Genomic DNA, 24,512 nt, shown 5'->3' on the forward strand with positions numbered 1-24,512 from the left:
CCCCCCACCGCCTCCCCCGGGCTTCAGCGCGAAGGTCCCCGGGCATCCATTCGGGCTATCCGATGTTTGCTATCCGATATTTAGATTTTGCCGCGAACAGATCTATCCAGAACGGATACCTTGTCCGGAAATCCACCGCCCCTACCTGCATAAACGTTGCACCGCTGATACACGTTGGCCAGCTGCCGGGCGGGGACATTGTTCGCCAACGCTAAAAGTCGGATAGCAAGCGAAAAGCCCCCGCACCGCCCGCAATAACGGGGCGATCCGGGGGCTTCAAGCACGAACTGTGCAAACTGTGAAACCTGTGCAGGCTACAAAGACTTACGCAGTCTCGTTGAGCGGGTTCTTCACCCAGCTCATCATGTCGCGCAGCTTCTCACCGGTCTGCTCGATCGGGTGCTGCGAAACCTTCGCACGCAGGTCCTCGAGCTCCTTGTTGCCGTTCTTCACGTTGTCAACCAGACGCTGGGTAAAGGTGCCATCCTGGATGTCCTTCAGAATGTCGCGCATGCGATCCTTCGCGCCCTCATCAATCACACGCGGGCCAGACAGGTAGCCACCGAACTCGGCAGTGTCAGAGATGGAGTAGTTCATGTTGGCCAGGCCACCTTCATAAACCAGGTCCACAATGAGCTTCATCTCGTGCAGGCACTCGAAGTATGCCATCTCCGGCTCATAGCCAGCCTCGGTCAGCACCTCGAAGCCCTTCATGATCAGGTCTTCCAGGCCACCGCAGAGCACAGCCTGCTCGCCGAAGAGGTCCGTCACCGTCTCTGCCTCGAAGGTGGTCGGGATAACGCCAGCGCGTGCGCCACCAATAGCTGCAGCGTAGGACAGAGCCAGGTCGCGGCCATTGCCCTTCGGGTCCTGCTCAACTGCGATCAGGGTCGGCACACCCTTGCCGTCAACGAAGGTGCGGCGAACCAAGTGGCCCGGGCCCTTCGGTGCAACCATGGCGACGGTGATGTTGTCTGCCGGCTCAATCAGCTTGAAGTGGATGTTCAGGCCGTGGCCGAAGAACAGCGCATCGCCGTCGTTAAGGTTCGGCTCGATGTCCTTAGTAAAGATCTCAGCCTGGGAGGTGTCCGGAGCCAGCAGCATGATGACGTCTGCCCATGCTGCCGCGTCAGCGTTGGACTTAACCTCGAAGCCTGCCTCCTTGGCCTTTGCTGCGGACTTGGAGCCCTCGCGCAGGCCGACGACAACCTCAACGCCAGACTCACGCAGGTTCTGCGCGTGGGCGTGGCCCTGGGAGCCGTAGCCGATGATCGCGACCTTCTTGCCCTGGATCAGCGACAGGTCTGCGTCATTGTCGTAAAGCACTTCGATAGCCATGAGTGATGCACTCACCTTTCCTATATGTTGGGACGGTTGTTCCATATTATGACACACCGCCGCGGGCTATGTGGCCACAGCCCGCAAAAATTAATTGTTTTTCTTGGACGGAGCCAACGTCTTGGACCCACGGTTCAGCGCGACCTGGCCGGAGCGGACCATTTCACGAATGCCAAAGGTCTCAATGACATCCAGGAATGCGCGCAACTTCTCCGGGGTACCGGTGGCCTCAATAACCACAGACTCCGGCGAGACATCCACCACGCGAGCACGGAAGATGTTGGCGGTCTCCACAACCTGAGCGCGCGTCTGGTTCGTCGCGTTGACCTTGACCAGAAGCAGGGAGCGGGCGATCGTCTGATCGTCCTCAAGTCGGAGCACCTTCAGCACCTGAATGAGCTTGTTCAACTGCTTGGTGATCTGCTCGATTGCATACTCGGAAGCGTCCACCACAATGGTCAGACGGTTAATACCTTCCGTCTCCGTCTTCGCAGACACCAAGGACACCAGGTTGTAACCACGGCGTGTAAACAGTGCCGTAACGCGGGTGATGATGCCGTCTACATCCAGCACCAGCACGGAGAGGATATTGCGAGTGGTCTCGTCTTCGTGTGCCATTAGCGGTTCTCCTCCGTGATTTCATCGATAGCCTCATGGATTGCCGCCGGCGACTCAGCCGCGGACTCCTCCAGGTCAAAAAATGGACGCATGCCAAGCGCATACTGCATGTCAGAGTTGGACGCACCGGCCGCAATCATTGGCCACACCTGCGCGTCCTCACCAACAATGAACTCCACCACCACAGGGCGGTCATTGATCTCGCGTGCGCGCTCAATCGCCGGAATGACCTCTTCCTTCGTGGTCACGCGGATCGCCTCCGCACCCAGCGCCTCACTGAGCTTTACAAAATCCGGCACGTACTGCTCTGCATTGCCGCCAAGCTTGGTGTGGGAATACGTTCCGTCATAAAACAGGGTCTGCCACTGGCGCACCATGCCAAGATTGCCGTTATTAATCAGCGCAACTTTGAACGGGAAGCCCTCAAGTGCGGCCGTGGTGATTTCCTGGTTGGTCATCTGGAAGCAGCCGTCACCGTCAACAGCCCACACTTCCTTCTCCGGGCAACCAGCCTTCGCGCCTAGCGCCGCTGGGATGGCGTAGCCCATCGTGCCCAGACCGCCAGAGTTGAGCCAGTGGCGCGGACGGTCAAAGTCAATGAACTGTGCGGACCACATCTGGTGCTGGCCCACGCCAGCAACGTAAATGGCGTCCGTGCCAACGACCTTCGACAGCGTCTCAATGACAAACTGCGGGGACAGCTTGCCGTCAGACTGCTCGTCATAGCCACGCGGGAAACGCTCCTTCAAATCTTCCAAGCGAGCGATCCACTCATCAATCTGTGGCGCAGCGTTGCGCTTGGAGTCACGGAACGCATCTGTCAGCTGTGCAAGCACACGCTTGGCGTCACCCACGATCGGCACATCCACCTCACGGATCTTGCCCACCTCAGCCGGGTCAATATCGGCATGGATGGTCTTTGCCAGGGGTGCGAAGGTGTCGGTGTCGCCGGTGACGCGATCGTCGAAACGCGTGCCAATAGCAATGAGCAAGTCAGACTCCTGCAGCGAGCCGACCGCGGGCACCGAGCCGTGCATACCCGGCATACCCATGTAGAGCGGGTGATGCTGCGGGAACGCGCCGAGCGCCATCAAGGTGGTAACAACCGGGATGCCGGTGATCTCAGCGAACTCCAAAAGCTCCTTATGCGCCTCCGCCTTCACCACGCCGCCGCCGATGTAGAGCACCGGGCGCTTGGCCTCAGAGATCATCTTTGCGGCCTGGGAGATCTGGCGGTTGTGCGGCTTCGTATTCGGCTTATACCCCGGCAGGTCCAGCTCCGGCGGCCAGTTAAATTCCACCATCTGCGCCTGGATGTCCTTCGGGATATCCACAAGCACAGGTCCCGGGCGGCCAGTCGAGGCAATGTGGAACGCTGCGTTCAGCGTCGCCGGGATGTCCTCAACATCGGTCACCATGTAGTTGTGCTTAGTAATAGGCATGGTGATACCGCGGATGTCTGCCTCCTGGAAAGCATCCGTACCAATCAAGGGAGAGCCCACCTGGCCGGTAATGGCAACGATGGGCACCGAATCCAAGTACGCATCCGCCAGTGCGGTCACCAGGTTGGTTGCACCTGGGCCGGACGTAGCAATACAAACGCCGACCTTGCCGGAGGCCACGGCATAACCTTCAGCTGCGTGGCCTGCGCCCTGCTCATGGCGCACCAGCACGTGACGCAGCGTACGCGCGCGAGACAGCGCATCGTACAGCGGCAACACGGCACCGCCAGGAAGGCCGAACACAATGTCAACCCCAAGTTCTTCCAAACTACGAACCGTAGCGTCAGCGCCAGTCATAACCTCCGGTCCAGGCGCTGCGGCTTCGGCTGCGGGCTGCGGTGATGCTGCCACGATACAAAGCTCCTTCTTCATGTCTTATTCACGGAATTCGATCACACAAACAAAAAGCCCTCGAGCGAGCTAGAAGCTCTCGAGGGCGCTTGGTTTGCGGCTAGCTTTGAGTGCAACCCGCTTACGGCAAGCGCCGCATCGGAATTACTACTACTACAAGTCGCATCGTGATCATGCGTTAGATAATACACAGCATTGCTTCGCATATATGCGATAGTGAGTAATTTTTTTCATACGCGTTGACTACCATGTCAGGAATGACCGATGCTCCCCGTATTTTCCGCCCCTCTAGAGAGCACGTCATCGCTATTGCAATGATGACGGGCATTGCGCTGATTGGTATTTTGTGGGCCCCGCTCAAACTGGGTTGGGTCCTTATATTTCCCATCTTCGCTCTTGTGTGGATCTTCAACGCCAAGACCACGATTTCTGATTCGGGCATTTCCATCAACTACCTGTTGCGCAAGAACGTCTCGCTTGCCTGGGACCAGCTCAAGGGTGTGAGTTTCAAGGGCAGCAAAGCGCTTGCCACTACTGTCGACGGCCGCGAGTACCCCATGCCTGGCATCACCTTCAACACCCTGCCCGATCTGGCAGAAGCCTCCCACGGCCGCATCACCGATGTGATTACGCAGGCCGCCGAGTCCGCTGACGGCAAGTATGAAGTGATTGACAAAGAGGGCTATAGCGTCCTGCTTAACCGAGAAGAGTACGAAGAGTACCTAAAGGAGCATCCGGACATGCCGGGACCACGCCCCGGCACGGATACGCATGCCCCCGCTGATAATCCCGCTGATAATCCCGCTGACAACCAAAACTAAAGGAGCATCTCCCATGATCCCCCTCCGCTCACGCGTCACCACCATCGGCCGCCAGGCAGCCGGTGCGCGCGCCCTGTGGCGTGCCACCGGCACCGAGGAAAACGAGTTTGGCAAGCCGATCGTGGCAATTGTGAACTCCTACACCCAGTTCGTGCCCGGTCACGTTCACCTGAAGAATGTCGGCGACATTGTTGCAGACGCGGTTCGTGCCGCCGGTGGTGTACCGAAGGAGTTCAACACCATCGCCGTCGATGACGGCATTGCCATGGGACACTCCGGCATGCTCTACTCCCTGCCCAGCCGCGAGATCATCTCGGACTCTGTGGAGTACATGGTAAACGCCCACACTGTTGATGCGATGGTGTGCATCTCCAACTGTGACAAGATCACCCCGGGCATGCTCAACGCCGCGATGCGCCTAAACATCCCGGCAGTGTTTGTCTCCGGCGGTCCGATGGAGGCCGGCAAGGCTATCAACGCCGGTGACGTAGTGAAGCCGAAGTCTGACCTGATCGACGCCATCGCGCTGTCCGCCAATGATTCCGTCAGCGACCAGCAACTCGATGACATTGCCAACAACGCCTGCCCCACCTGTGGTTCCTGCTCCGGCATGTTCACCGCCAACTCCATGAACTGCCTGACTGAGGCACTGGGACTGTCGCTGCCGGGCAACGGCACGACGCTGGCCACCCACACCGCACGCCGCGCGCTCTTTGAGCAGGCTGGTGCCAAGATCGTTGAGCTGTGCAACCGCTACTACGGCGAAGGCGACGAGTCTGTCCTGCCGCGCTCTATCGCCACCGAGCACGCGTTCCGCAACGCGATGGCGCTGGATATGGCCATGGGCGGTTCCACCAACACCATCTTGCACATCCTCGCGGCGGCGCAGGAGGGCGAGGTGGACTTTGATCTGGCCGATATTGATGAGCTCTCTCACCAGATCCCGTGCCTGTCCAAGGTAGCCCCGAACGGCGAGGCCCACGTGGAGGACGTCCACCGCGCTGGCGGTATCCCGGCCATCTTGGGCGAGCTACACCGCGCTGGGCTTTTGCATGACGACGTGCACTCGGTGTCCTATGACTCCCTCGACGCTTGGCTGGGCGACTGGGATATCCGCGGGCAGTCTCCCCTTGCAGAGGCAGTGGAGCTGTTCCACGCAGCTCCGGGCGGTAACCGTACGACGGAGGCGTTTAGCCAGTCCGCGCGCTGGGAGTCGTTGGACACCGACTCCGCCAACGGCGTGATCCACGACGTTGCACACCCGATTACTTCCGACGGCGGCCTGGTTGTCCTGCGCGGCAACCTCGCCCCAGACGGCGCAATCTTGAAGACCGCCGGTGTTGAGGAAGGCCTTTGGGAGTTCTCGGGACCTGCCCGAGTAGTGGATTCTCAGGAGCAGGCGGTCTCTATGATCCTCAACCGCGAAGTCTTGGAGGGCGAGGTTGTGGTGATCCGCTACGAAGGCCCATCCGGCGGCCCGGGTATGCAGGAGATGCTGCACCCGACGTCCTTCCTCAAGGGCGCCGGCTTGGGTAAGAAGTGCGCGCTGATTACAGACGGCCGTTTTTCCGGCGGCACCTCCGGCCTATCCATCGGCCACATCTCTCCTGAGGCTGCACACGGCGGGCTGATCGGTTTGGTACAAAACGGCGACATCATCGCCATCTCCGTAGCCAACCGTGAGCTGCGCTTGGATGTAGACGCTGAGGAGCTGGCTCGTCGCCGCGCCGAAATGGAAGCGTCTGACAACCCGTGGACGCCCAACCGCACCCGCCACGTGTCTAAGGCACTGCGTGCATACGCAAAAATGGCGACCAGCGCGGATAAGGGCGCTGTTCGCCAAATCGATTAACGCAGCCTAAGCGGCGGTTTACGCCGTTTATGCCAACGGGTTGATGCCAGCCCCGAACCACCAGATGGCGCCGGCTGCGGCCAGCCCAAGCAGGGCGCAGATCCAGGACGACGCCAACGGTCGACGCGCCCATCCCCTACCAGTGTCCACGCTGTAGAGGCCCGGGCCGGTAAAGGTCAGGGCGAAGGTGAGGCCGAGGAGGAGGGTTGGGAGGATCACGGTGGCGTCGGTAAGCAAAAGGCCCCAACCGCCATCCGCAGCAGTCAGCGCATGCAGTGCCTCAAAGCCGGTGACTGCGACACCAACTGCCGCCGCGACCGGGGTGATCAAACCAAGAATCAGGAACACACCTGCGGCCAGCTCCAGCGTAGGAACGATAATCGCCATACCGTTGCCAAACGGGTAGCTGGCATATGCGGTCTCCAGCGCGCCAATGCCACCGGAGGAACCCAGGTTGAAGAACGTCGCAATCGCGCGAACCGTGAGGTAACCACCCACCAGCAGGCGAAGCAGCAGCAAGCCAAAGTCAATGGTGCCACGGCCAACAGGTGCCGCTACGGGTTCTTCCACAACCGGGTCCGAAACAACCGTGACCTCTTCATACACCGGCTCAGCGGGAGCGATGTACTGCGGTTCACGGTCAATTGCAGCGGTCTCGCCCGTCACAGCGGCCGCAGCCGGAGTCGATGCCGCAAAAACCTCGGTCTCTGCGGTACCCACCGGGTCCGTGCCAGGCGTGTAGGCCGGAACATCGTCGTGCGAGAAATCTTCGGGCGTTGCGTCGCGCAAATTATCGCGCTGATTATCGGTTGCCATACCCCCTAAACTATGCGAGTTTTCCTATCCAACTCTGCATGACAAACGGCGTGTTTCTCAGCAGTTTATAAACCGAGCGTTTTCAACGCCTCCCCATCTAGGCGCATAGTGGTCCACTCCCCCATGTCATGGGCACCGATAGAGCTATAGAAGCCTATCGACGGCTCGTTCCACCTCAACACCGTCCACTCCACACGCCTGTAATCATTGTCCACAGCAATCTTTGCCAGTGCTTTGAGCAAAGCAGTCCCAATGCCATTGCCACGCATTGGCTCCCGCACATAGAGGTCCTCCAGCCAAATGCCGTGACGGCCGTGCCAGGTGGAGTAATTCAAAAACCACATAGCCATCCCCTGCACCACCCCATCCACCTCAGCAATGAGGGTATAAACCCGCGGGCTGTCTCCAAACAGGTGAGTCCGCACATCTTCTTCAGTGGACGTGACCTCTTCCGGCGCCTTTTCATACGCTGCAAGTTCATTGATCATGGCAAAGATTTCAGGGGTGTCAGATTCCACAGCAGGTCGAATATGCAACATGGTTTAAACATACTTTTCTTCCCCCTGTATTAAAGTCACTGCCATGGAACGTTTTCATTGGCTGGAAGACCGCGATGCAGACGTCTGGCGCACCTTGTGGACTTTTGTTTCCTGGGTGCCTACTCGCTTAGATGAACATCTGAAACGCCAAGAGAAAATGGGGCTTCCGGATTACATGACGCTGTTGTCCATCGCCCTTGCGGAAGACAACACCACCACAATGTCTAAGCTCGCGCAGGCGACAATGATGTCGCCGTCGCGGCTTTCACATGTCATGGATCGCCTTGAACAACGCGGCTTTACTGAGCGCAACCGCAGCGCAAAGGACCGCCGTTCCACGTTTGCCCAACTGACTGAAGAAGGGGTGGAGTTTGTTGTGCGCTCCACCCCGGAAGTAGTGGCCCATATTCGCGAGACCATTTTTGAACAGGTTACCGCTAAGGAGGCCGAGCAATTGAAGAAAATTATGGCCAAGATCATGTCCAACACCCCGAAGGCACCGGGAGAGTAACCGCCGCCTGCGAACCGCCTTCCACCCCCTCCGGCTCCGTACGCTGCATGTTCCATCTGGGGGCAGTTTAATCCGAAAGTGTTATCATCGGGCCCGTTTGTAACTACACCACTTTTGGAAGGAAATGTAAATACATGCCCAAAACCCTCAAAGTAGCGCTTGCGCTTGTTGGCCTGACGGTCGGCGCCGGCTTCGCATCAGGCCAAGAAGTCATTCAATACTTTCTCTCGTTCGGTTACTGGGGCATCCTCGGCGCCGCAATTGCCGGCGCCGCCATCGCTATTTTCAGCGGCTGGGTTTACCAGCTTGGCTCCTACTACATGGCTGATGACCACAGCGCTGTGTTCAAGAGCGTGTCGCACCCGTGGGTGGCTAGGTATATGGACGTCACCACTATTTTCACGCTGTTCTGCATCGGCTTTGTCATGGTTGCCGGCGCCGGCGCCAACCTTGAGCAGCAGTTCGGTCTAGATACCTGGATCGGCTGTTCCATTATGGTGGTGCTGCTCCTGCTCTCCGGCCTTTTGGATATTGACAGGCTGACGAACGTCTTCTCGTTCATTACCCCTTTGCTGATTATTTGCCTGCTCGGCGCGTTTGCCATCACGTTGGCAAACATGCCCTCTGACTTCGCACACCTCAATGAGCTGGCAATGACCAACACTCAGGCTTCTGGCACGTTCGGCAACTGGTTTATTACCGCAGTGAACTACGCCACGCTGGTCATGATCATGGACGCCTCCATGATGCTTGTCTTCGCCGGCTCCCACATGAACCCGGCGCAAGCGGGCAAGGGTGGTCTGCTTGGCGGCATCATCTTCGCAGTGCTGCTGCTCATGCTCACGTTTATCCTGTTCGCCAACATGGACGGTGTGATGGGTGCGGATATGCCGCTACTGATGGTGTTCGACAACATGCACCCGTCGGTCGGCGTGTTTGTGTCCATCGTGATCTACCTGATGATTTACAACACTGCCGTTGGCATGTTCTATGCCATTGGCCGTCGTACGAGCCACAGCAACCCGAAGCGTTTCCGCCTCTACTACTTCTTGGCGGTGATGGTTGGTTTCGCGCTGTCCTTCATTGGCTTCGCTGATCTTGTTGGTTGGGTCTACCCACTGCTTGGTTACCTTGGCCTGGTGCTTGGCGTGACTATGGGTGTCGCTTGGTTCCGTGACCGCAAGAACATCCAGGAGGAGACGGAGCGTCGCGAGCGTCTTGCTGAGCTGGCTGAGACTCAGCTCGACCCTGCTATGGAAGACCTCACCCGCGCTGAGCGCGCTGAGGTTGATGAGTTGGCTGCAGATTCTCACGTGGATACGCAGGATCTGTGGCAGTCCGTACAGGAGGAAGTTGCAGCTGACTTGCACGCGGATAACTCCAGCGAGTTTGATATCGCGAATACGCCGGCGCTCGACCCTGAGCATAAAGATTATGAGGGCGCGCCCGACACCAAGGGCGACGAAATTCACTGGGAGGCGTACGAGGAAATGTACAAAACTGGTGAATTCCCGGCGGTAAAGCCTGAGACGAAGTAGCACTTCGCTTTTCTACGCGCACTACAAACGCAACACCCCTACCACCGCACGCCCCATCGGGGCCGCACTGGTAGGGGTTTTCGTATCCCAGCTTACTCGGCGAGCTTCTTGGCAATCAGCTGGTTGACCTGGCCTGGGTCGGCCTTGCCCTGCGTTGCCTTCATCACGGCGCCAACGATGGCACCGGTGACCTTCTTATTGCCTGCGCGGTACTTCTCCACGATGTCCGGGTTGGCGGCCAGGGCTTCGTCGACGGCTTTCTCAATTGCGCCGTCGTCACGCACGACCTCAAGGCCACGGGCGGCGACAACCTCGTCGACGCTGCCTTCGCCGGCAATGACACCGTCGATGGCCTGGCGGCCCAGCTTGGTGGTCAGCTTGCCTTCCTTGACCAGCTCCACCACGCGCGCAACATCCGCCGGACTGACACCGAGAGCATCCAGATCCTTGCCTGCCTCGTTGGCCTTGCCGTTGATGTAGGAGACCCACCAGGAACGCGCCTCGTCCGGAGTGGTGCCTGCCTCAACGGTGTCCACGATTAGATCCAATGCACCAGCGTTGACCAGGTCACGGAACTCCTTCTCCGGCAGCTGCCACTCCTCCTGGATGCGCGCGCGGCGCACCCACGGAAGTTCCGGCAAAGTTGCGCGGATTTCCTCAACCCACTCCGGCTTTGCAATCACCGGCGGCAGGTCAGGATCGTTGAAGTAGCGGTAGTCCGACGCCTCTTCCTTCGGGCGCCCCTTGGAGGTGGAGCCGTCCTTCTCCTGGTAGTGGCGGGTCTCCTGGACGATCTCCTCGCCGTTTTCCAGTGCGGCGGCCTGGCGCTGCATCTCAAAGCGCACGGCCTGCTCGACCGACTTCAGGGAGTTAATATTCTTCGTTTCGGTACGGGTACCGAACTTCTCCTGGCCGATGGGGCGAAGGGAGACGTTAGCGTCGCAACGCATGCTGCCCTGGTCCATACGAGCATCGGAGACACCAAGTGCCTTCACCAGCTCGCGCAGGGCGCCAACGTAGGCCTTGGCAACCTCGGGGGCGCGCTCGCCAGCGCCGATGATCGGCTTGGTCACAATCTCAATGAGCGGGATGCCGGCACGGTTGCAGTCCACAAGCGACGCCGTCGCGCCCGTAATACGGCCGGACGCAGAACCCAGGTGGGTCAGCTTGCCGGTGTCTTCCTCCATGTGCGCGCGCTCGATCTCAACGCGCCACTCCGTGCCGTCCTCCAGCATGACGTCCAGGTAACCGTCGTACGCAATCGGCTCGTCGTACTGGGAGATCTGGTAGTTCTTCGGCTGGTCCGGGTAGAAATAGTTCTTGCGCGCAAACCGGGAAGACTCTGCAATCTTGCAGTTCAACGCCAGGCCGATCTTGATGGCCCACTCCACGCCCTTCGCGTTCACCACCGGCAGTGCGCCAGGAAGGCCGAGCGAAACCGGGTCAATGTTCGTGTTCGGCGCCGCACCAAAGTGTGCGGAGGCGGTGGAAAACATCTTCGTCTCAGTGGCAAGCTCGACGTGCACCTCAAGACCCATAACCGGGTCGTACTTTTCCAGTACCTCGTCGTAATCCATCAGGTCATACGCAGTCATGCCGGTCAGTCTACTGCCCCACCCCACACGCCCGCGCTACAGCTCGCCGCGTCGCTCGATCCAAACAAAAGCTGCGGTCTTTTCACGGCCCACTGAGAGCCCATTGCTTATCGACGCCACATTGCCCCCATGCACCGTCCCCCACAACGTATCCCCTGCCTCGGCTGGCAATACGCGGCACAACAGTTGCATCGCCGCAGAGCCGAAACCATGGCCCCGGGCATGATTATCAAGCAGGATTTCGTAGACCTGAAATCCCCGCATACCGTTCGCGTCATCACGCGCGGCGGCAATGATGCCCGCGTGCTGTCCGTCAATCTCAATGGTGCACAGCGCGCCTGTCTCCGCGCAGCTTGTCAGCTGCTCAAGCGTTGCCGCTTCAGTCCACGTGGCAACTTCGGGCGTTTGCTTGATCACGCGGGCAAGCACCTCATCGGCATAGGTAACTATCTCGGCCGGTTCTGCAGGTACCAGCCGCACGCGCTCGCACTGTGGCCGCAAAGGCCGCTCACAAAGCTGCGAGACAAGACCCGCGATAATCCACTGGTCCACGTCAACATCTGCGGGCGGGTCCGGCAGTTCGAAGTGGATGGCAAGCGGCGCAAACTCGGCGAAATCCCGGTGGAGCTTTTTCGCATACGGCACCAAAGCGTCGTACTGCGGAGGCAACGAGGTGGCTACAACGCTCACGAACGGCTTTTGCGGATCCAGTCCGAGAAACCGGATACCCGCTACACACCAGTTGCCGTCGCTGAACTCGATGTGCCGGTTTGCCCACGCCAACGGGTCTGACACATCGGGGCCGCCGAGGGTGCGGAGGTGGTCTCTAAAACCTGCGCCAAATTCCGTGTTGGCTACGTGGTCAGCTTGGGGGCGCATTTCTTGCGTAGCTAGTAGAAGCCGCTCTTCTGGGCCGTACCACTGGCGCAACCTGCTCGGCATCCATGCCTCGTAGCGCTCAGCCATTTGTTCGAGCAACGTCATGTGTGTGCCTTCCGTTAGTGTCAAACTGACCAAAACCCGAGCTGAAACGGGCTAGGTTAGACGCATGTGGACTGATGAAGTGCGAAAACTGAAGCAAGAGAAAAACGCCGTGATTTTGGCGCACAACTACCAAATCCCGGAGATTCAAGACATCGCCGACTTTACAGGCGACTCGCTTGCGCTGTCCCGCATCGCGGCGAAAACCGATGCGGATGTGATCGTCTTTTGCGGTGTGCACTTCATGGCGGAAAGTGCGAAGATCTTAAGCCCCGACAAGACCGTGCTGATCCCGGATGCGGATGCTGGTTGCTCGCTGGCGGACTCCATTACTGCCGATCAGCTGCGTGAATGGAAGGCGCAGCATCCGGACGCGCTGGTGGTCAGCTACGTCAACACCACCGCAGAGGTCAAGGCGCTAACTGATATCTGCTGCACCTCGTCGAATGCGGTTGATGTGGTCAACTCCATCGACCCGGATCAGGAGATCCTCTTCTGCCCCGACCAGTTCCTAGGCGCGCACGTCAAGCGTGAGACTGGCCGCGAGAACATCCGCATTTGGGCCGGTGAGTGCCACGTCCACGCCGGTATCAACGGCAAGGACCTGGCGGACCAGGCGGCCGCCCACCCGGATGCACCGCTGTACATCCACCCGGAGTGCGGCTGCGCCAACTCCGCGATCTACCTGGCGGGCGAAGGCGTAATTGATCCGCAGCGTGTGCACATGCTCTCTACTGGCGGCATGCTTGAGCAGGCTGGGCGGGACACTGAGGGCACGGTGCTGGTGGCTACTGAGGTGGGCATGTTGCACCAGCTGCAGCAAGCTTCGCCTGCGGTTGATTTCCAGCCGGTCAACCCCAAGGCGTCATGCACGTACATGAAGATGATTACGCCGGAGAAGCTGGTCGCCTCGCTGCGGGAGATGCGCGATGAGGTCACGGTGCCGGAGGATGTGGCGGCGAAGGCTCGTCAGTCGCTGGAGCGCATGATTGCCATTGGTAACCCGGGTAGTGGGGAGTAGAACGCAGATGCAACCTCTAGATAAAGAAGCAACGCTACGCCTAATCCGCATCGGCTTAGAGGAGGATTTCGCACACGGCCCTGACGCTACGACGGAAGCCACCATCGACGCGGACGCAGTACTGACCACCCACGTCGTCCCACGCCAACCGGGCGTAGTGGCGGGTCTAGACGTGATCGCCTGGATCATGCAAGAGATCAGCCCGGAAATCCAAGTCACCGTGCACGCGAACGACGGCGACAAGGTTGCCCCCGGAACAAAGCTCGCAACCGTGAGCGGTCCTGCCCGCCCGATCCTCTCGGCGGAGCGCACCATGCTGAACTTGCTGACCTACGCCAGCGGCATTGCCACGCAAACGCAGCAGTGGACCGACGCGCTGGCCGGCACTGGCGCCAAAGTGCGCGACTCACGCAAGACGCTTCCCGGCTACCGCGACTTTGCCAAATACGCCGTGCGCTGCGGCGGTGGTGTAAACCACCGCATGAGCCTGGGCGATAGCGCCCTGATTAAAGACAACCACGTGGCAAGTGTTGGCAGCGTGGCGCAAGCTTACCGTCGTACAGCAGAAGCATTTCCGGACCTGCCCCGCGAGGTTGAAGTAGACACCCTCGCCCAGCTTGAAGAAGTCCTCGCACTGCACCCTGACTTAGTGATGCTGGACAACTTCAGCGTGGACACCACACGTCAAGCGGTGGAGCTGCGCAACCGGCTCTCGCCGAACACGCGGCTGGAATCCTCCGGGGGCTTAAGTCTTGACGTGGCGCGCGCGTACGCCGAAACCGGCGTGGACTTTCTCGCCGTCGGTGCGTTGACGCACTCGGTGCGCATCCTCGACATCGGGCTGGATGCCGAGGAAGGCTAGATGAAAATCTAGCCGAACAAATTTAGCCGAACATGCTGCGCGCCGTCTTGTAGCGCGCTTCCGGCACCTGCTTGAGGTGCGCCACGGCAGACTCCAGCGGCACCAAGTCGATGTTCTCGCCATGGAGTGCCACACAGGTGTCAAAGTTGCCCTCGTGTGCTGCGCGCGCTGCGTGCACGCCGTAGCGGGTGGCAAGCACACGGTCGTAGGCTGTCGGCGTGCCGCCGCGCTGGATGTGGCCGAGCACGGTGGTGCGTACGTCGTAGCCAAGGCGGCGCTTAATCTCGTCCCCAATAATCTGGCCCATGCCATTGAAGGTCTTGTGGCCAAACTCGTCTTCCTCGCCCAGACCTGCGTCCATCGTGCCTTCCTTAGGCACAGCGCCTTCGGCGACCACGATGATGCCGTATTTCTCCCCCATCTGGAAGCGGCGCTCCATGGCTTTGCAGATCTCTTCAATGTCGAAGGGTTCTTCCGGGATCACGGTGTAGTGCGCGCCACCAGCCATGCCCGCATGCAGGGCGATCCAGCCGACGTGGCGGCCCATAACCTCCACGATCAGGATGCGGTTGTGCGATTCCGCCGTGGTGTGCAGGCGGTCAATCGCGTCCGTTGCCACAGACACCGCAGTGTCAAAGCCGAAGGTGTAGTCCGTCGCGGCCACGTCATTGTCAATGGTCTTCGGCACACCGACTACCGGAATGCCGTTGTCTGCCAGCCACTTTGCACCTTTGAGCGTGCCTTCGCCGCCGATGGCGATAAGGGCGTCCACCTCAGCGTCTGCAAGATTGGCCTTGATCTGGTCAATGCCTGCCTTGAACTTGTCGGGGTGCAGGCGGCCGGTGCCCAAGATGGTGCCGCCGCGTAGGAGGATGGAGTCAATGTAGGCGTCGTCGTAGAGGTCCACCCTGCGGTCCTCCATCAGGCCTACCCAGCCGTCGAGGTAGCCGACCACGGTAGAGCCGTACTCCGCGCTGGCCGTTCGCACGATTCCTCGAATTACAGCATTCAGTCCCGGGCAGTCGCCGCCTGAAGTCAAAGTGGCAAGTCGCATGGTTCCCAGCCTAGCGCGCCACCCCATGGGGCTTCATGCTTAGCGACGCCACCGCCCCCACCACCATCGCCCCCAACGGCAACACCAGCGCTTTCGCTGCAGTTACGTCGATCTCCCCCGACGCCAGGACCGCGCCAACGAGTGCTACACCCACCACGCTGCCAACCTGACGAGCTGTGTTGTAGAGCCCCGAGGCCGCGCCGGTGTGCGCACCGTCAATACCCCGCATGGTCAGCGCTGCGTTCGGCGCCCACACGAATGCGCCGCCGATGCCGAGAAGCGAGGTCACCGCGGCAAACCATGCAACGGGCGCCCCAGCGTTAATCAGTGCAACGGCCAATGCAAGGCCCGCCGCGCACACACTAAAGCCTGCAACGCACAGCTTGCCTGGGTCCATACGGTCCGTGAGGTAGCCGGCAACCGGGGTCAAGGTCAGCGCAAACAAGGACATGGGCACGGTGACAAGCCCTGCCGTGGTTGGCGTTGCGCCCGCAACCGTTTGCAGCCAATACATCAGGGGGATGAACATGGATGCCACCGAAAAGCCCATCATGGCCACCCCAACCGTGCCCAGGGCAAAGGCCTTCTCGCCGAGCAGCCCGATGGGCAGGAAGCCACCGTCAGTACCATTGCGGGCCGAAAGCACCAGTGCGACAAGCAGCAGCAGGCCGAACAGGATCGACGGCCACTGGCCGAACTGGATCCCGTACACCAAACATCCGAGACCGCCGAAGGACAGCAGCACCGGCAACAGTGTCACCTGCTGGTTGCCGCGCGGCAGTTTTGGCAAGGCAATCAACCCCGCAACAAGTGCCGCAATACCAAGCACGGCCTGGACGTAAAACGCCGCACGCCAGCCGTAACTTTCCGCAACAGCTCCCCCAACGACCGGCCCCAACATGGAGGCCACGGACCCAATCACGCCCCAAGCCGCAAAGGCCCGACCCTGCTTGTCTTCCGCAAAAACCCGCGGGATCAGGCCGAAGGCTTGCGGCAAAAACACCGCCGCACCAAAGCCCTGGAGCGCTCGCGCCACCACCAGGGATGCAAAAGACCACGAGACACCCGCCAACCCTAAACCGATGACGTACACACACAGGCCGCTAAGGAACATGCGGCGCTGCCCGTACACGTCTCCAAGACGACCTGTCGCTGGCATTGGTGCCACCGTGCACAGCAGGTAGATGGAGGTCAGCCAGACGGCGCTTGTGACGTCGAAAGGCAAAAGCGGCGTGATCACGGGCATGAAGCCCTGGTCAATCAGAACAAGAAAATACCCCGCAGCCAAGGCTGCGAGGGTACTTGCGGGATTAACGGCCGGCTTCAAAAGCCGCACCAACGCGGTAGAGGCGCGCGTCCTCAAATGCCGGGGCGATCAGCTGCAGACCAACAGGAAGGCCGGTATCGGAAGCCTTGCCGGCAGGCACCGACATGCCCGGCAGGCCCGCCAAGTTCAGCGGCAGCGTAAACAGGTCAAAGTTGTACATCGCCAGCGGATCATCAACCTTCTCACCCAGCTTGAATGCCGTGGACGGCACAGCCGGGCCACCGATCACGTCAACCTGTTCGAAGGCGCGGGCAAGATCCTGCGCGATCATGGTGCGCACGCGCTGGGCCTGCAGGTAGTACGCGTCGTAGTAACCGACGGAAAGCGCATAGGTTCCCAGGATCACACGGCGCTTGACCTCAGGACCAAAGCCTGCGCCACGAGAAGCCGCCATAACCTCCTCAGCGGAACGGGTGCCATCATCGCCTGCGCGCAGGCCGTAACGCATGCCGTCGAAACGAGCCAGGTTCGAGCTGACCTCAGACATCTGGATGATGTAGTAGGCACCCATCACGTCATCAAAGCTCGGGCAATCAACCTCAACGATCTCAGCGCCCTGGCGCTCAAACTGCGCAAACGCCTCATCGATCAGCTCAGCCACACCAGCCTGCGTGCCTGGGCGGTTGAACTGCTTCACGCGGCCAATCTTCACGCCCTTCAAGTCACCGGAAGCACCCTCGCGAGCCGCATCTGCGCACTTCGGTACCTCGCGATCCACACTGGTTGCGTCGAACTCGTCGTGGCCGGCGATAATCTCGTGCAACAGCGCGGTATCAAGCACGTTGTTGGCGCACGGGCCAACCTGATCGAGCGAGGACGCACACGCGATCACGCCGTAGCGCGACACGCCGCCGTAGGTCGGCTTCACACCCACCGTGCCGGTCAGGGATGCCGGCTGGCGGATCGAGCCGCCAGTGTCCGTGCCAATGCCAAGCGGGGCCTCACCGGCGGCCAGCGCAGCAGCGGTACCGCCGCCGGAACCACCCGGTACACGCTCCAAGTCGTGCGGGTTCTTCGTCGGCTTGTACGCAGAGTTCTCAGTGGAAGAACCCATGGCAAACTCATCTAGGTTGGTCTTGCCCAGAATCGGGATACCAGCCTCGCGCAGCTTGGTCACCACAGTTGCGTCGTACGGGCTCATGTAGCCCTCAAGCATCTTGGAAGCCGCGGTAGTCGGCGCATCCGTGGTCACCAACAAGTCTTTGAGCGCCAGCGGCACACCAGCAAGCGCAGAAGCCGGCTTCTCGCCGTTTTTCACCTGCTCATCAACCTTGTCGGCTACAGCTAGTGCCTCTTCTACGCCAACGTGCAGGAATGCGCCGATCTCACCGTCAACCTCGGCGATGCGGTCCAAGAACGCCTCAGTGACCTCACGCGAGGTCACCTCGCCAGCCTGGATCATGGCAGCAAGCTCGTGTGCCGGCTTCGAAACCAGGCCCTCGGTAGGAATCGTGTACTGGGTCATAGTTAGTCTCCCTCTCCGAGAATCTGCGGCACAACGAAGCGATCATCTTCCACGGCCGGAGCTTGGTCCAGCGCTTGTGCTTGGGTCAGCGTCTTCTTCTCCACGTCTGCGCGCATGCCTGCGTCAATGGAGTGCGGGTGGCTCATCGGGGTAACCCCCTCGGTGTCCACGCCCTGGACCTTCGAAACAGCATCCACAATCGTGTCAAGCTGCTTCGCAATATCGTCGAGTTCCTCATCATTCAGCGCGATTCGAGCAAGGCGCGCAATGCGCGCGACCTCGTCGCGGGAAATCTCAGCCACAGTCGTTATATCCCTTCCACGTCACGTGGGTTGCGTTTAACGGGGATCATCTTACGTCACGCCTACGCCGTCAATGGTCAGGCCCGGTTGCTATAAAGGAGTCCATGTCCTATCTCATCCGCGTAACCCTTCCCGACGTTCCAGGCAGCCTTGGTCAGCTGGCCGAAGCGTTTGGCATTGTGGACGCTGACATCAACTCAGTGGACATTGTGGAGACCGCGCTAGACGGCACCGTGACCGATGACATCGTGGTAACACTTCCCACCGGTGTGATGGTTGACACCCTGATCACCGCCGTTGCTTCCGTTGAGGGTGCGGAAGTGGATTCCATCCGTCCGTTTACGGGCCGCGTGGATCGCCGCGGGCAAATTGAGATGCTTGCAAAAATTGCGGACTGCTCCAACCGGGTTGCCGACACCCTGGACGAGCTGGTCAACGTCATGCCGGGTGCGGTTACCTCCTCTTGGGCAGTCGTCTTGCGCGATACCCCCGATGGGCTCACCCGAGTCGCCGCCTCCCCGGCCGCGCCAGAAGATGATGGATCTAACCCGAGCATGCCGGTTATTGACGCAGCACGGATCATCCAGCCGGACTACGACGAATGGGCGCCCGAACCCTGGTTCCAGCTCGGTACCGCGCTGACTATTACTCCGCTCAACGGCACCGACATGGTGCTGGTCATCGGGCGTGTTGGCGGGCCCGACTACCTGGCATCTGAGGTCCGTGAGATCGGCGATCTGGGCCGCATCGTCGGCGCGATGCTACGCGGAGCGTAAGAAGAACCCGGCTAACTCTCCAGTGCGTCTGGGCCGCCCTCAAGCAGTTGCACAAACTGCGCTTCGTTAAGGATCGGGCGCCCCAGCTCTTCGGCTTTCGCCGCCTTAGAGCCTGCATTTTCGCCGACGACCACGTAGTCGGTTTTCTTCGACACCGAACCTGCTGCCTTACCGCCGCGTGACAGGATCGCTTCCTTGATCTCGTCGCGAGTAAATCCCTCCAACGTGCCCGTGGCAACGATGGTCAGCCCCTCCAGCGTCTGCGGGGCGCGCTCCTCCTCATCCGACTCCATGGTCACGCCAGCGGCCGCCCAGGCTTCCACGATCGCTTGGTGCCAATCAACCGTGAACCATTCCTTAAACGACGCTGCAATCACCTCGCCAACACCGTCAGTCTCGGCAAGGTCCTCCACGGGGGCGTCCATAAGCGCCTGCAACGAGTGGTAGCGCGTGGCAAGGGCGCGGGCCGCGGTGGGACCGACGTGGCGGATAGACAGCGCGGTGATCACCCGCCACAGATCCGCGTGACGCGCGGTCTCAAGGTTGGCCAACAGCTTCTTGCCAGCAGCGTTGACTGCGCCGTCTTTACGCGTGTACGCGCTGGACTTCTTCAGGTCTTCCTCGGTGAGGTCGAACAGCTTCGCCTCATCTTCAAGCACACCGGACGCGATCAAGTCCTGAGCGCCCTTCTCCCCCAGTGCCTCAATGTCAAAGACGCCGCGGGATGCGATGTACTCCAGCCGCGTCGCCAGCTGCGCCGGACAGGAGCGGGTGTTGGGGCAGCGCCAGTCGGCGTCCCCCTCCTTCGCAGGGGCCAGCTTCGTGCCACACGACGGGCAATTCTCCGGGTAGACGAATTCGCGCTCGGTGCCGTCGCGAAGATCAGCAACGGGGCCCAAGACCTCCGGGATGATCTCGCCGGCCTTGCGCACCACCACCGTGTCCCCGATCAACACACCCTTGCGCTTGACCTCGTGCTGGTTGTGCAGGGTGGCCATGGAGACCGTGGAGCCAGAGACAAACACCGGCTCTAGCACTGCAAACGGGGTTGCGCGCCCAGTGCGGCCCACAGAGACCTCGATGTCCAGCAGCTTCGTGGTTACTTCCTGTGGCGGGTATTTGTACGCAATTGCCCAACGCGGCGCGCGCGAGGTAGCACCCAGCGCACGCTGCTCGGCCACGGAATCCACCTTGACTACAAGGCCATCCATCTCATGAATGGCGTCATTGCGGTGCTCGCCCCAGTACTTGACCGCCTTGATTACGTCCTCAGCGGTTTCCGCCTGTCGCGTGTACTCGCTGACCGGCAGCCCCCACTCAGCCAACTTCAGATACGCCTCGTGTTGCGTTTGCGGGTTAAAACCCTCGCGCGCGCCGATACCGTGGCAGATCATGCGCAGCTTACGCTTCTTTACATCCTCCGGGTTCTTCTGACGCAAGCCACCTGCCGCCGTGTTGCGCGGGTTAGCAAACGGCTTACCGCCTTCCTTCTGGCGCAGCTCATTGAGCTCCGGGAAGTCCTCGGGACGGATAAACACCTCGCCGCGCACCTCAAGGAAAGCCGGGGCGTCACCTTTAAGCGTGTGCGGGATGTCCTCGATCACTCGTGCGTTGGCGGTGATGTCTTCGCCCGTCACACCGTCGCCACGCGTGGCAGCACGGGTGAGCTCACCGTTTTCATACACCAGGTCAATGGACAACCCGTCGATCTTCAGCTCAGTGAGGTACGGGCCAGGAGTCTTGGCCAGCCAATCACGCATCTCCTCTTCAGAGAAAACGTTGTCCAGGCTCATCATGCGCTCTGGGTGGGTGACGTCCGCAAACGCACCGTCATTCACTGGAGCGCCGACTTCCTTGGTCGGGGAATCCGGTACGGCTAGCTCCGGGTGCTCCTCTTCAAGCGCCTGCAGGCGACGAAACAGCTCATCAAACTCACCGTCCGAAATCACCGGCTGGCCGTTGTAGTACAGGTCCCGGTGGTGGCGGACCTTACCGGCTAGCTGGTCCCATTCGCGCTGCAAATCTTGAAATTCGCTCATGGGCAGCCAGTCTAGTGAGTGTTGACACAGATCAGTTTTCGAACAGTGCGAACACGCGCGAGCTAATGGAAGGCGCGCCGCGGAAGTTCGCCGGGCCAACCACAATCACGGCACCCGTCGCCGGGACCTGGTCCAGGTTGCTCATCACCTCTACCTGGTAAATGTCCTGTTCTAGGATGTAGAGCTCGCCGTAGAGGAAGCCAGTTTCAGCGGCCACCACACCCGGATCGGTGTCCAGCGTCTCATGGCCGATGGCGGCAACCTTGCGCTCCTCAACCAAAAACTTCAGCGCATCCAGTGTCCAGCCAGGGGTGTGCTGCACGCCGTTTTCATCGTGGTTGACAAACGCCGACGGGTCTTCCCAACGCTTGTGCCAGTTGCTGGAAAACGCTACAAAGCTGCCTTCGGGGATCTCGCCGTGCTCGGCTTCAAATGCCTTGATGTCTTCCACCGTCACGCCGTGGTCTGGGTTCTGCGCCACGGTGTCTTCAAGGTGGAGCACGAAAAGGGGCAGGATGAGTTCGTCGGCCCCAATGGCGTCCACAAGCCTCTTGCCCTCTGCAAAGTGCCCAGGCGCATCAAGGTGGGTGCCATAAGGTGTGGCAAAGGTGTATTCCTTGGCAAAGAAACGGTCCTTTGCAATCGTGGTCACCGTGCGTTCAGCCATGGGCTGAAATGCCGGAAAGTGCGGGATCTCCGGGTGGATCTGGTGGGTAAGGTCAACGCGCTTCGCGCCGAGAACCTGCTTTTGCCAATCAGTGAGTTGTGTCATGAATGTGACTATCAAACATCGGCCGGGCTGGGGGCAAGGATTGTATTCAGTACCACTGCGGGTTTCGAGAGGTGTCTAGAATATTTGAAAGAATTCTGGAAAGGAGCCAAAGTGCCAGCTACTCATCAGCAAAACGAACGTCCTCTAGAGCTAGCGACTTCAATGCGGGCTGCCAAAGCATCGATGGCTCTCGAAGGACGAAATGTCCCCAAAAACTATGTTCGTTCGGCCATAACTGAGCAAGTACTCCAACGCCTCCGAAGTGATCGTTCATGGGTTTAACACCTGGGTATGGAGAAACGCCTCTCGAAGGGGATGAACTGGAATCTCTCAACCCTGAAGTGCTTCGTAACCTGGGTGAAAGCTTCACAAAGTCAGCGATTTATGACCTAGAAACCGCACTTTACAGCGAAGCTAGGGAAAGGCTCTTGTCCGCAATCGATCGCGGAAAACTAACAGTTCCTGATCTCTTGACGCCTTCGTTTCTAATAGAACTTCACACTACGTTGTTTGGGGGCATCTGGAAGTGGGCAGGCAGATTCCGAAGAACGATGTTGAACATCGGTGTCGCCCCTAATAACATCTCCAGCGAAACTTTCATGGTCTGCGGGAATCTGAATTATCGCTGGGAAGAAGCATTGGTTACTTCTCCACACGATCTTCGAGTTTGCACCCATGCCGAGTTCGTTCGAATCCATCCCTTTGTAGACGGTAACGGACGCGTCACCCGACTGTTGGCTGACCTAGTATTCGCCGCTGGGCAAACTCTTCCACATACGTTGGAGTATGACTGGGACATTGATAAGCAGATGTATATCCAGCTTCTACGTACTTTTGATCTCAATCGAGATCCCCAGCCGCTGTGTGATTTCATTCAGTCTCAAGCGTGTGGCGGCGGCCGTTAGAATGGCGTGCATGGCTAACTTCGACGCCTCCCGCATGCTCTCCTTTGACCTGGAGACCACCTCCGCTAACCCGCGTGAGGCCAGGATTGTCACGTCTGCGCTCGTGCGTATCGACGGCTCCGAGGTCACCTCCAACGAAACCCTCGCCGACCCCGGCATAGAGATCCCCGAGGAGGCCGCGAAGGTCCACGGCATCACCACGGAAAAGGCGCGTGCGGAGGGCCGCGACCACGATGAGGTGCTGCACGAAACGGTCGAGGCGATCAAAAAAGGCTGGGATGACGGCCTGGTGCTGGTGGTGTTCAACGCCCCCTACGATCTGACAGTGCTGCGCCAGCTCACGGGCGATTTCACCGTGACCGGCCCGGTCTATGACCCGCTGGTGATTGACCGCGCCAAGGATCGCTACCGCAAGGGCAAGCGCAACCTGACGGCTATGTGTGAGCACTACGGCGTGCGCATTGATAACGCGCATGAGGCAACCGCTGATGCAACTGCCGCCGCGCGCGTTGCGTGGATGCAGGTGCGCAAGCACTTCCCAGAGCTCGCGCAGATGGATACCGGCGAGCTGATGGAGTACCAAGCTGTGGAGTACTACAAGATGCAGGAGGAACGCCGCAGGTACTTCGAATCCAACGGCCGCGACGCCTCAGACGTGTTGCCCGGTTGGCCGATGTTGGGCTAGTCCTGTTTAGCGCGTTGCCGCAAGCTCCTCATACATCTGGCGGGCCGCGTTGTAGTTCTTCGCGGTCCCTACCAGCGTTTCTGCCGGAGACGCATACACGTCAATCTGGGTTTCAGCGGGGTCAATCTGCAGCTCATCAAACAGGTTGAACAGTTCGCGCGGCTGCATGGTTGGGATGGCGATGCGTGTGCCGCTATCAAGCAGCCGAGCCAACGCGTCCTTCTCTGCACGTCGCGGATCAACAGTAATCCACGGCACATCCACCAGCGCCGCTGTGTTGAGCAGGTGCTCGCCGAAGCGCTGGAGGATCTCCTCCGGCTCAGGAATAGCACGGATGGTGTCAAAATCGGTGGTGCCCTTGAGGCTTCCGGCCATTACCGCTGGCAGCTGCGGCTCATCGAGTTGCAGCACCGTCGCACCAAAACGCCGCGCCACATCCGCGCGATGCTCCTGACACGCGTGTAGCAGCGCATCAGTGAGGTCCCGGAACGCCCCTGGGTCCGTAATCATCCGGTGCCCATTGGGCATTTCTACTAACGACGCCAACGTCAACGGCCCCACCACCTGCACCTTGACCATGTCAACCTTGCCGTGCCAGAGCTCTTCAAGCAGGTCAAGGTCGCGAGCCATTTGGTCCGCGAGCCCGCGCTTGCGTGCCGCCACGCGCCACCCGCGTGGACCCGGGGCAACCGGAATCTCCAGCAACGCGGCGGTGCGTCCGATTAGGTCAGAGCCGACGCCACGGTCAGGCAGCTGTGGGATGTGCGGCAGCGGTGATTCAGATAGCACCACGTCCGCTGCTTGGACAAGGTCAGTGCCGGGCATGGGCCCAAGTCCGAATG

General features: G+C 60.0%; 23 protein-coding genes. 9 read left to right on the forward strand and 14 right to left on the reverse strand.

The annotated features are described in order from the left end of the window. Positions 1-324 precede the first annotated feature (324 nt). From ilvC to HMPREF3101_RS06860, 3 genes are all read right to left on the reverse strand, one after another. Positions 325-1,338, reverse strand: a complete 1,014-nt coding sequence (gene ilvC / locus HMPREF3101_RS06850; RefSeq protein WP_070463834.1) for a ketol-acid reductoisomerase — start codon at positions 1,336-1,338, stop codon at positions 325-327. A gap of 90 nt (positions 1,339-1,428) precedes the next feature. Then, positions 1,429-1,956 (reverse strand): acetolactate synthase small subunit, encoded by a 528-nt coding sequence (gene ilvN / locus HMPREF3101_RS06855; protein WP_052204583.1) that lies wholly within the window; start codon positions 1,954-1,956, stop codon positions 1,429-1,431. Continuing rightward, entirely contained in the window at positions 1,956-3,830 is a 1,875-nt protein-coding gene (locus HMPREF3101_RS06860) for an acetolactate synthase large subunit (protein ID WP_083280133.1), read from the reverse strand. Before HMPREF3101_RS06860 ends, ilvN begins: the two co-directional genes overlap by 1 nt. Positions 3,831-4,066: 236 nt before the next feature. Between HMPREF3101_RS06860 and HMPREF3101_RS06865 the strand changes: the two genes are divergently transcribed. Continuing rightward, positions 4,067-4,630, forward strand: coding sequence for a PH domain-containing protein (locus HMPREF3101_RS06865; protein ID WP_070463836.1), 564 nt, complete (start codon positions 4,067-4,069; stop codon positions 4,628-4,630). Positions 4,631-4,643: 13 nt separating this feature from the next. Further along, a complete protein-coding gene (ilvD, locus tag HMPREF3101_RS06870) occupies positions 4,644-6,482 on the forward strand; it encodes a dihydroxy-acid dehydratase (protein WP_070463838.1) in 1,839 nt (612 codons plus the stop codon). Positions 6,483-6,509: 27 nt separating this feature from the next. On the opposite strand, the gene HMPREF3101_RS06875 is transcribed toward ilvD, so the two are convergent. Together HMPREF3101_RS06875 and HMPREF3101_RS06880 are read right to left on the reverse strand one after the other, a co-directional pair. Beyond that, positions 6,510-7,298, reverse strand: coding sequence for a DoxX family protein (locus HMPREF3101_RS06875; RefSeq protein ID WP_070463839.1), 789 nt, complete (start codon positions 7,296-7,298; stop codon positions 6,510-6,512). Positions 7,299-7,363: 65 nt separating this feature from the next. Beyond that, a complete protein-coding gene (locus HMPREF3101_RS06880) occupies positions 7,364-7,837 on the reverse strand; it encodes a GNAT family N-acetyltransferase (protein WP_070463841.1) in 474 nt (157 codons plus the stop codon). A 43-nt stretch (positions 7,838-7,880) separates the two neighbouring features. Here HMPREF3101_RS06880 and HMPREF3101_RS06885 point away from each other — a divergent pair, with 43 nt between their 5' ends. Both HMPREF3101_RS06885 and HMPREF3101_RS06890 read left to right on the forward strand, forming a co-directional pair. Beyond that, positions 7,881-8,348 (forward strand): MarR family winged helix-turn-helix transcriptional regulator, encoded by a 468-nt coding sequence (locus tag HMPREF3101_RS06885; RefSeq protein WP_070463843.1) that lies wholly within the window; start codon positions 7,881-7,883, stop codon positions 8,346-8,348. Between the two features lie 134 nt (positions 8,349-8,482). Next, the gene (locus tag HMPREF3101_RS06890; RefSeq protein WP_070463845.1) at positions 8,483-9,886 is read left to right on the forward strand and encodes a YkvI family membrane protein; all 1,404 of its coding nucleotides are present in this window, start codon (positions 8,483-8,485) and stop codon (positions 9,884-9,886) included. A gap of 92 nt (positions 9,887-9,978) precedes the next feature. Here HMPREF3101_RS06890 and gatB read toward each other — a convergent pair whose 3' ends face one another. After that, complete coding sequence (gene gatB / locus HMPREF3101_RS06895; RefSeq protein ID WP_052204599.1) at positions 9,979-11,481, reverse strand: Asp-tRNA(Asn)/Glu-tRNA(Gln) amidotransferase subunit GatB; 1,503 nt, start codon at positions 11,479-11,481, stop codon at positions 9,979-9,981. Positions 11,482-11,517: 36 nt separating this feature from the next. After that, entirely contained in the window at positions 11,518-12,465 is a 948-nt protein-coding gene (locus HMPREF3101_RS06900) for a GNAT family N-acetyltransferase (protein WP_070463847.1), read from the reverse strand. A gap of 64 nt (positions 12,466-12,529) precedes the next feature. On the opposite strand from HMPREF3101_RS06900, the gene nadA reads away from it, so the two are divergent. Both nadA and nadC read left to right on the forward strand, forming a co-directional pair. Next, entirely contained in the window at positions 12,530-13,483 is a 954-nt protein-coding gene (nadA, locus tag HMPREF3101_RS06905) for a quinolinate synthase NadA (RefSeq protein ID WP_070463850.1), read from the forward strand. A 7-nt stretch (positions 13,484-13,490) separates the two neighbouring features. Continuing rightward, complete coding sequence (gene nadC / locus HMPREF3101_RS06910; RefSeq protein ID WP_070463852.1) at positions 13,491-14,345, forward strand: carboxylating nicotinate-nucleotide diphosphorylase; 855 nt, start codon at positions 13,491-13,493, stop codon at positions 14,343-14,345. Between the two features lie 22 nt (positions 14,346-14,367). On the opposite strand, the gene HMPREF3101_RS06915 is transcribed toward nadC, so the two are convergent. The 4 genes from HMPREF3101_RS06915 to gatC are packed head-to-tail and all read right to left on the reverse strand — an operon-like array spanning position 14,368 to position 18,493. Then, a complete protein-coding gene (locus HMPREF3101_RS06915; RefSeq protein ID WP_052206375.1) occupies positions 14,368-15,399 on the reverse strand; it encodes a 6-phosphofructokinase in 1,032 nt (343 codons plus the stop codon). Positions 15,400-15,409: 10 nt separating this feature from the next. Next, positions 15,410-16,687: an MFS transporter gene (locus tag HMPREF3101_RS06920; protein WP_246816684.1), complete on the reverse strand. Its 1,278-nt coding sequence runs from the start codon at positions 16,685-16,687 to the stop codon at positions 15,410-15,412. A 22-nt stretch (positions 16,688-16,709) separates the two neighbouring features. Then, positions 16,710-18,191, reverse strand: a complete 1,482-nt coding sequence (gatA, locus tag HMPREF3101_RS06925; protein WP_070463856.1) for an Asp-tRNA(Asn)/Glu-tRNA(Gln) amidotransferase subunit GatA — start codon at positions 18,189-18,191, stop codon at positions 16,710-16,712. A 2-nt stretch (positions 18,192-18,193) separates the two neighbouring features. Beyond that, positions 18,194-18,493, reverse strand: coding sequence for an Asp-tRNA(Asn)/Glu-tRNA(Gln) amidotransferase subunit GatC (gene gatC / locus HMPREF3101_RS06930; protein ID WP_070463858.1), 300 nt, complete (start codon positions 18,491-18,493; stop codon positions 18,194-18,196). A gap of 104 nt (positions 18,494-18,597) precedes the next feature. Between gatC and HMPREF3101_RS06935 the strand changes: the two genes are divergently transcribed. After that, positions 18,598-19,269 (forward strand): ACT domain-containing protein, encoded by a 672-nt coding sequence (locus HMPREF3101_RS06935; protein WP_070463860.1) that lies wholly within the window; start codon positions 18,598-18,600, stop codon positions 19,267-19,269. Between the two features lie 11 nt (positions 19,270-19,280). Here the strand turns inward: HMPREF3101_RS06935 and ligA are convergent, their stop codons facing one another. Together ligA and HMPREF3101_RS06945 are read right to left on the reverse strand one after the other, a co-directional pair. Then, positions 19,281-21,308 (reverse strand): NAD-dependent DNA ligase LigA, encoded by a 2,028-nt coding sequence (gene ligA / locus HMPREF3101_RS06940; protein ID WP_070463862.1) that lies wholly within the window; start codon positions 21,306-21,308, stop codon positions 19,281-19,283. A 31-nt stretch (positions 21,309-21,339) separates the two neighbouring features. Continuing rightward, entirely contained in the window at positions 21,340-22,080 is a 741-nt protein-coding gene (locus HMPREF3101_RS06945) for a cyclase family protein (protein WP_070463864.1), read from the reverse strand. A gap of 272 nt (positions 22,081-22,352) precedes the next feature. Here HMPREF3101_RS06945 and HMPREF3101_RS06950 point away from each other — a divergent pair, with 272 nt between their 5' ends. Together HMPREF3101_RS06950 and HMPREF3101_RS06955 are read left to right on the forward strand one after the other, a co-directional pair. Further along, positions 22,353-22,985 carry a Fic family protein gene (locus HMPREF3101_RS06950; RefSeq protein WP_070463866.1) on the forward strand — a complete coding sequence of 211 codons (633 nt, stop codon included), beginning with the start codon at positions 22,353-22,355 and terminating at the stop codon, positions 22,983-22,985. 10 nt (positions 22,986-22,995) lie between these two features. Next, positions 22,996-23,670: a 3'-5' exonuclease gene (locus tag HMPREF3101_RS06955; protein WP_070463868.1), complete on the forward strand. Its 675-nt coding sequence runs from the start codon at positions 22,996-22,998 to the stop codon at positions 23,668-23,670. A 6-nt stretch (positions 23,671-23,676) separates the two neighbouring features. On the opposite strand, the gene HMPREF3101_RS06960 is transcribed toward HMPREF3101_RS06955, so the two are convergent. Beyond that, the gene (locus tag HMPREF3101_RS06960; RefSeq protein ID WP_246816685.1) at positions 23,677-24,495 is read right to left on the reverse strand and encodes a uroporphyrinogen decarboxylase/cobalamine-independent methonine synthase family protein; all 819 of its coding nucleotides are present in this window, start codon (positions 24,493-24,495) and stop codon (positions 23,677-23,679) included. Between the last annotated feature and the right edge of the window lie 17 nt (positions 24,496-24,512).

Source organism: Corynebacterium sp. HMSC29G08, assembly GCF_001806875.1.
Classification (GTDB): domain Bacteria; phylum Actinomycetota; class Actinomycetes; order Mycobacteriales; family Mycobacteriaceae; genus Corynebacterium.

What these genes read in the sequence shown, in the direction of transcription:
- ilvC (WP_070463834.1), bottom strand. Translation starts at nt 1,338, where the DNA reads ATGGCTATCGAAGTGCTTTACGACAATGACGCAGACCTGTCGCTGATC.
- ilvN (WP_052204583.1), bottom strand. Translation starts at nt 1,956, where the DNA reads ATGGCACACGAAGACGAGACCACTCGCAATATCCTCTCCGTGCTGGTG.
- HMPREF3101_RS06860 (WP_083280133.1), bottom strand. Translation starts at nt 3,830, where the DNA reads ATGAAGAAGGAGCTTTGTATCGTGGCAGCATCACCGCAGCCCGCAGCC.
- HMPREF3101_RS06865 (WP_070463836.1), top strand. Translation starts at nt 4,067, where the DNA reads ATGACCGATGCTCCCCGTATTTTCCGCCCCTCTAGAGAGCACGTCATC.
- ilvD (WP_070463838.1), top strand. Translation starts at nt 4,644, where the DNA reads ATGATCCCCCTCCGCTCACGCGTCACCACCATCGGCCGCCAGGCAGCC.
- HMPREF3101_RS06875 (WP_070463839.1), bottom strand. Translation starts at nt 7,298, where the DNA reads ATGGCAACCGATAATCAGCGCGATAATTTGCGCGACGCAACGCCCGAA.
- HMPREF3101_RS06880 (WP_070463841.1), bottom strand. Translation starts at nt 7,837, where the DNA reads ATGTTGCATATTCGACCTGCTGTGGAATCTGACACCCCTGAAATCTTT.
- HMPREF3101_RS06885 (WP_070463843.1), top strand. Translation starts at nt 7,881, where the DNA reads ATGGAACGTTTTCATTGGCTGGAAGACCGCGATGCAGACGTCTGGCGC.
- HMPREF3101_RS06890 (WP_070463845.1), top strand. Translation starts at nt 8,483, where the DNA reads ATGCCCAAAACCCTCAAAGTAGCGCTTGCGCTTGTTGGCCTGACGGTC.
- gatB (WP_052204599.1), bottom strand. Translation starts at nt 11,481, where the DNA reads ATGACTGCGTATGACCTGATGGATTACGACGAGGTACTGGAAAAGTAC.
- HMPREF3101_RS06900 (WP_070463847.1), bottom strand. Translation starts at nt 12,465, where the DNA reads ATGACGTTGCTCGAACAAATGGCTGAGCGCTACGAGGCATGGATGCCG.
- nadA (WP_070463850.1), top strand. Translation starts at nt 12,530, where the DNA reads ATGTGGACTGATGAAGTGCGAAAACTGAAGCAAGAGAAAAACGCCGTG.
- nadC (WP_070463852.1), top strand. Translation starts at nt 13,491, where the DNA reads ATGCAACCTCTAGATAAAGAAGCAACGCTACGCCTAATCCGCATCGGC.
- HMPREF3101_RS06915 (WP_052206375.1), bottom strand. Translation starts at nt 15,399, where the DNA reads ATGCGACTTGCCACTTTGACTTCAGGCGGCGACTGCCCGGGACTGAAT.
- gatA (WP_070463856.1), bottom strand. Translation starts at nt 18,191, where the DNA reads ATGACCCAGTACACGATTCCTACCGAGGGCCTGGTTTCGAAGCCGGCA.
- HMPREF3101_RS06935 (WP_070463860.1), top strand. Translation starts at nt 18,598, where the DNA reads ATGTCCTATCTCATCCGCGTAACCCTTCCCGACGTTCCAGGCAGCCTT.
- ligA (WP_070463862.1), bottom strand. Translation starts at nt 21,308, where the DNA reads ATGAGCGAATTTCAAGATTTGCAGCGCGAATGGGACCAGCTAGCCGGT.
- HMPREF3101_RS06945 (WP_070463864.1), bottom strand. Translation starts at nt 22,080, where the DNA reads ATGACACAACTCACTGATTGGCAAAAGCAGGTTCTCGGCGCGAAGCGC.
- HMPREF3101_RS06950 (WP_070463866.1), top strand. Translation starts at nt 22,353, where the DNA reads ATGGGTTTAACACCTGGGTATGGAGAAACGCCTCTCGAAGGGGATGAA.
- HMPREF3101_RS06955 (WP_070463868.1), top strand. Translation starts at nt 22,996, where the DNA reads ATGGCTAACTTCGACGCCTCCCGCATGCTCTCCTTTGACCTGGAGACC.
- HMPREF3101_RS06960 (WP_246816685.1), bottom strand. Translation starts at nt 24,495, where the DNA reads ATGCCCGGCACTGACCTTGTCCAAGCAGCGGACGTGGTGCTATCTGAA.